Annotated in this window: 10 protein-coding genes; all 10 read right to left on the reverse strand. The window is 57.9% G+C overall.

Annotated features, from left to right (window positions below):
* Positions 1–147 precede the first annotated feature (147 nt).
* The 10 genes from KMAL_RS15800 to KMAL_RS15840 all read right to left on the reverse strand — a co-directional run bounded on the left by KMAL_RS15800 (position 148) and on the right by KMAL_RS15840 (position 5,126).
* On the reverse strand, positions 148–552 hold the full coding sequence (locus KMAL_RS15800) for a DUF2442 domain-containing protein (RefSeq protein WP_110096450.1): 405 nt from the start codon (positions 550–552) through the stop codon (positions 148–150).
* Positions 536–748 (reverse strand): DUF4160 domain-containing protein, encoded by a 213-nt coding sequence (locus KMAL_RS15805; RefSeq protein ID WP_110096457.1) that lies wholly within the window; start codon positions 746–748, stop codon positions 536–538. The genes KMAL_RS15800 and KMAL_RS15805 overlap by 17 nt, the downstream gene beginning before the upstream one ends.
* A 136-nt stretch (positions 749–884) precedes the next feature.
* Positions 885–1,151, reverse strand: a complete 267-nt coding sequence (locus KMAL_RS17030; protein WP_146044250.1) for a hypothetical protein — start codon at positions 1,149–1,151, stop codon at positions 885–887.
* Positions 1,148–1,627 (reverse strand): hypothetical protein, encoded by a 480-nt coding sequence (locus KMAL_RS15810; protein ID WP_110096451.1) that lies wholly within the window; start codon positions 1,625–1,627, stop codon positions 1,148–1,150. Before KMAL_RS15810 ends, KMAL_RS17030 begins: the two co-directional genes overlap by 4 nt.
* Positions 1,624–1,902, reverse strand: a complete 279-nt coding sequence (locus KMAL_RS15815) for a hypothetical protein (RefSeq protein ID WP_180999860.1) — start codon at positions 1,900–1,902, stop codon at positions 1,624–1,626. The genes KMAL_RS15810 and KMAL_RS15815 overlap by 4 nt, the downstream gene beginning before the upstream one ends.
* Before the next feature lie 11 nt (positions 1,903–1,913).
* Entirely contained in the window at positions 1,914–2,669 is a 756-nt protein-coding gene (locus KMAL_RS15820) for a hypothetical protein (RefSeq protein ID WP_110096452.1), read from the reverse strand.
* Complete coding sequence (locus KMAL_RS17035; RefSeq protein ID WP_146044251.1) at positions 2,669–3,064, reverse strand: hypothetical protein; 396 nt, start codon at positions 3,062–3,064, stop codon at positions 2,669–2,671. Before KMAL_RS17035 ends, KMAL_RS15820 begins: the two co-directional genes overlap by 1 nt.
* A gap of 9 nt (positions 3,065–3,073) precedes the next feature.
* On the reverse strand, positions 3,074–3,847 hold the full coding sequence (locus KMAL_RS15830) for a terminase large subunit domain-containing protein (RefSeq protein WP_110096454.1): 774 nt from the start codon (positions 3,845–3,847) through the stop codon (positions 3,074–3,076).
* Positions 3,840–4,298: a hypothetical protein gene (locus KMAL_RS15835; RefSeq protein WP_110096455.1), complete on the reverse strand. Its 459-nt coding sequence runs from the start codon at positions 4,296–4,298 to the stop codon at positions 3,840–3,842. The genes KMAL_RS15830 and KMAL_RS15835 overlap by 8 nt, the downstream gene beginning before the upstream one ends.
* Before the next feature lie 240 nt (positions 4,299–4,538).
* Entirely contained in the window at positions 4,539–5,126 is a 588-nt protein-coding gene (locus KMAL_RS15840; protein WP_110096456.1) for a recombinase family protein, read from the reverse strand.
* Positions 5,127–5,493: the final 367 nt, after the last annotated feature.

The raw sequence follows: 5,493 nt of genomic DNA on the forward strand, positions 1-5,493 counted from the left end.
GGCGAAGAAGATCATACTGGACGGGATCGCTGACCAGTTCGCGCGGTATGGTGTCACGACTGAAGTCAAATGAAAGTACCAAGCGATGGTGAACGAAACTAAGCATTAGTGACCGACTAAGGCTTGCAAGCAAGCCGTCGGCGCATTTCATGCGACTTTTCGTGGTCGGCCACCCTTAGCGCCATTCCGGCGTGCTGCCGCCGCTTTTGCAGGCGATGCCTGTCGCCCTGCCTTTGCCGCCATGTAGGCGCGGGATCCAAACAGGCCCGCCATCAGTTCCGGCACCAGCAGGTCAGCATCCAAATCCTCCCAGTGCAGGCCGTAGCCACCCATAATTTCCACCTGGGCCAGTTGCTCTGGCGTTGCTCTCTCCAGACCTTGAGCCTGTGAGGCGGGAAATTCAAAGCGGGTGCCATTGGACAGCTCAACGGTTACGCGCCCTGTCGTGGCATCGTAACCGGCGGCAATCGCCTGGGGCACCGTCTCGCGCCGAATGCGACCACGTTCATAAGCGGCGTCCATCTGCTTCTCGATGTCATGATCGTTGCGCATCAATCGTCCTCCATGCGGCCAATAGGGCTTCACGTTGTTCCACCGCGATCCGGAACGCCTCGCGCACGTCTGCCCGCTTTACGCCGGGGTCAATGTCCCGGATCGTTGCCTCGGTTTCCCCAAGGTTGATGATGATCTCACGGCCATCACAGAACACATGGACATGGGCTGGTTCATGGTCATTCGCATAGATCATGAACCGGAAGCGGCCCACTCGGTGAACTGTTGGCATACGCCCTTCTTACCATAAACCTAACATGATGGGTATTAGTTTCAGAAAACTCTCTTTCGGATACTCAATGCCATAGCGTTCAACCCAGACCCGAACGGGTTCATTCACCTTTCAAAAGGCGCGCCCTCAAAGCTTCTCCCTCTCTCACCTGACTAGGAGTAGACCGGCGCGAGGAATTGCCTTGCGGCTTCCACGGTTCACGAACCTGAACAGAAAGAAATTGTCCTTTCGCGCCAAGTTTTGTCCAGGCGCTCAATTCCATCCCATGTCCATTGAGAAAAATGGTGCCTGTATAATCAGGCGCTTTTTCAGACTTCCGCCGCTCATTGGGAAATAAGATTCCTGAGCCTTCCCTCTGATTATTCATACGACCCACGCGTCCTTACGGCGCTTCACCTCGGCAATGACCAAATCCTTGATTGCAGAAATGCTATCGCGTTCAGACTGGCCGAGCTTGGATGCTGGCGAGATGACCAGCGTGGACGGATAAGAAATCTGAAGATCAACCCCACGCTTGATGAGGCGCTCTACCAATCCAACCGCTATTTGCTGAGGGGTAGGAGGCGGCGGCGCTTTCGGGGTCCACAGGGTATGGAACTGCGCAGGATCCATATCGCGGACGCGGACAAAGAATTCTTCAGCCCGGTCCAGGGCGGCCTTACGAATACGGGGAACGCGCTGTTTTTCAGTGACGTTCAGCCCTTCCTCCATATGCCTGCATCGGTTGAGATCGGTCTGGAGCTTCTTCCACTGTCCATCCAGAACTCCATAAGGCGAATTGGGCCGCTTCCGAGCCGCATTGTAAGCCGCCCGAACCCGTTCCATCTGGGTTTCGGCAGTCATTTCTTGTCTCCGTATTTCTCAGCCATGCGGGCGATGGCACGCTCATTGATTGCGTGTGCGCGTTCGGCAGCCTGTTCCCGCTGCAATTCACGCCAGCGGCGATCCACTTCCTTTTTAGGGGCGGTGCGGGCATCAAAATCCGGGAACGCGCCGGGATAACGCTGCCGTAGTTGTGCCACCGCGACCTTGGGCGGCAGGCTGGCATCCGCTACCTTGAGCAAATCCATATCGGTCAGGCCCGCGTTGGTGGCGGCCTGTTCAAGTGTGTTGGGCATTGTTGATTATCCTATCGGCCAAGATTGAAACGGGTGGGGACCATCCGAGCCGGGCCGGGAGCCGGGTTTTCACCACCCCAAATTGCCAGCGCCGTAGCAAGCACCAGATCGTCGTGAACACCTTCGCGCCACGCTTCCATAGTCTCGTTGCCACTGGCTGTTTTCTTCACCCGGAAGCCCTGCAATTCGGCCTTGAGGGCGTCCGAGGCATCCGCATCAGCGGTCAGGTCCAGACGATCCTCTGCAAAAGCAATATCGAGAGAGGACGCGAGAAGGGATTTCGGCACATTCACGTTCCCCTCGCTGATCCTGTTGGGCTTGCTGCCACCCGTGATGCCAACGGCAGTCAACTTGATGCCCATTTCCCGCATTGCATCCACGACTGGAGCGCCCACGCCAGTCTTGTCCACGAACAGGGCCGGGGAACGGGAAGCCACAGGCAACTGAGCAAGAACGCTTTGCACGGACCGCGCAATATCCGGGTAAGACGTGCCGCGCGGGTATCGGTGAACATTCACCACCCGGTAGCGGTTCACCTTCCTGCGCCGCACCACGCCCAGGACGGATTCAAATTCCGTACGCTGCCATGTCAGACGCTCACAGGCCCATACTTCGGCAACAGAGATGGCGGTGAAGTCCTGAGATTTGCCCAGATCGAGGCCGACCACATAGCCAGAGAACGTGCCGGTGGTAATCTCGTCCTTCTTCTCAACCACCTTCGGCTCAGGGCGCTTAAAAAATGGGTGGATAACGGAGCGATTAACCATCAGACCGCATCCGCCACATACTGGAGGGTACCGGGCACGATCGTGAACGGCCCTCCCGCATAAGTCACGCCTTCACCGCCTTTCACATCTGTCAGGTAGGCTGTCTGGGCCGGACGCAGGCTGATGGTTCCTGCTTCTGGACCGAAACCGCCGGACGGCACGGCCTGATATGGTGGTTTTGGCGCGGCGGCCTCCCCTGCCTTGTAAAACAGGGTAAGCATGCTGGTCCCGGTGTTTTGCACAGCCAGAACCCCACCGCTTACCAAGGTCGGGAATGACGTGGTGGACAGCCCACCTACGGCAGACCTGGGCACGTTGACAGCTCCAGCAATACCATCCAGTGCGTCGGGGTTGGTCACAGGGTCCATGACCCCGGATAGAAAAATCTTCCGCATTGGCGGCTCCTAGAAACTGAGGGGAAGCAAGGGAACAGAGGCCCGAAAAGCACGCTCTATCGCCTCGTCTGAAAAGAACTGGTCATCCGCTTCCACGAACTTGCAGTAAAACTCCTGCTGGAATTTCCACGGTCCATACTCAGACCGCATATCGTCCAGATATTCGCGGCTGATACGGGGCACCTGATCGGCAGTTACGCTCTCACGCTGCCACTTCGCGCTCATCGAAGACCATGCAGCGTAGAAATGCCCCCGCTTGCCATTGGGGGTGCTCATCAGCACCAGCCGTCCGTTACTGGTGGCGAGCATCGGCAGGAAAGCCTCATAAAGATCGTCAGACACGAACGCGGCTTCGTCTTCCACGATCAGGTTCGGTGCCGAATACCCACGGATGCTGTCACCATCCCCCGGCAGGGAGACCACGCGGCTGGCATTCTTCAGCTTGATTTCGGTTGCCGCTTCCTTCACCAGCACCGGCGGCCGATCCATCGTATTGATATGCCCCTGTATCTTCGCCAGCAGTTCAGAACTCTGGCGCTGCGCCTTACTGAAAAGAAGGATCAGGGAGCGCGGCCGATACATGGCCGTATGAAGGGCAAGAATGGCCGTGATGCTGGTCTTTCCGGCCTGCCGGGTGCAATTCAGCAGGATGCGGTTCGTAGGCGATCTGAGGACGCGGGATTGCCAAGGATCAGGCTGGAAGCCCAGGCGCTCCACGGCGAACGATACCGGGTCCAGAGCGTGTCTCAGCTCACGCGCCATATCCTGCGGGGCCTCACTCACTATCCACCCCCTCCAGAGCCTTCACCACCGCCTCACGGGCGTCAGGGAAGGGCACAAGGGCGTTCAGGATGTTCGTCTGCACAGCAACCCATGCAGGGCCGGTAAAGACGTTCACGACCACCCCAGCGGCTTCTCCCTCGCCAGTGATGCGCCCTATGCTTTCAAGGGTGCCCCTGATTTCGCGGAGAGCAGCAATGGCCGCACGCAGATCATTGGCCTTTTCCGCCTGATCCAGCAGGGCGCTGGCCCGCTCTCTCAGCCCTTCCATCTGGGACAGAAGGCTACGCCCGTCCTCAAGATCATCCCGCGTCAGGCCATCCACCTTGCGTATCTTGGGCAGCAGGTGATTGTTCTTGTGACGGTCAATGGCGCGGCGATGCACACCGGGAAACTTGGCCTCAATCTCGCTGGCAGGTGTCCCGTTCAGCAGAAGGCGGTCAATGTCGCGCACCCGGGAATGACCACAGACCGTACACTGGCGTCCAGCAGCAGCCATAGCGGCTAGACCTCACCCGAATGGAGGACAGGGGCATTGGGGTGCATCCTTTTTTCTAAGGCGCTGCCCTGACCATCCATCAGGAATTGATGGCGTGTGAAAAGCGTATTTGATGGAAAAGCGCCGTTTAACATGCGTGGATATTACCAGCGCACAGGTTGCAGCGCAGTAATCACCTCCTACGCTAACGACCAGTTACGACCGCAAGGCGGTTTTATCCTGTCCAATGCCTTCCAGACACCGATAAACGCTCATGCGCGAGATGCCCAGGCGGCGGGCAATCTCAGTCGGGTTGATCCCTTCCGCCTTGAGGGCCTGCACCTGGGAGGCTTTTTCCATCGCTGTAGGCCGCCGTCCTTTGTATTTGCCGTCCGCCTTGGCCTTGGCGATCCCCTCACGCTGGCGCTCCAGCATCAGGGAACGCTCAAACTCAGCCACAGCCCCCAGCATGGTCAGCATCAGCTTGCCGGTCGGGGTGGTCGTATCCAGCACCTGCCCGGACATGGACAGGATGACCAGACCGGCCTTGCGGGCCTCCACACGCTCAATCAGGGCCAGCAGGTCAGCCGTAGAGCGGGCCAGACGGTCAGGTTTGCAGACCACTAGCACGTCACCCTCGCGTAGATGACTGATGGCCGTCTCCAGTTCAGGACGGGCCACCTGCGTTGCACTCACCTGTTCGGAAAAGACCTGCTCGCATCCATGCGCCTGCAAATCGCGCACCTGCGCCTCAAGCCCTGCGTCCTGATCGACCGTGCTGGTCCGTGCGTAACCGATTTTCATGCGCCACCTGTCACAATAGGTTCTAAGATGTTCACAGCATAGTGTCACAAAACACCAAAAATCAACCCTAATGTGACGAAAAACTGTAACAGCGTGAATGTAACTCTGAACCTTGCCCTATTGTGACAGCAGGAAACAGCCAGAGCCATCACGAGACGCCAAATCAGCACCAAAGTAGCTTCCGCGCGAACGCCTGCAATCTATCTGCCTGATTTCGTCCAGCACTGACGCTTTGACGCCTTCGCGCGGCTATATTTTGACGCGTGCGCGATCTGGAGACATTTCGGGCAATGCATCCACGCTTCCGAGCGCCATCCGCGATTTCGTCCAAACGCACTAATCTGACGCGTGACGATTTCTGAGGCTT

Source organism: Novacetimonas maltaceti, from assembly GCF_002906255.1.
Taxonomy (GTDB): Bacteria; Pseudomonadota; Alphaproteobacteria; order Acetobacterales; family Acetobacteraceae; genus Novacetimonas; species Novacetimonas maltaceti.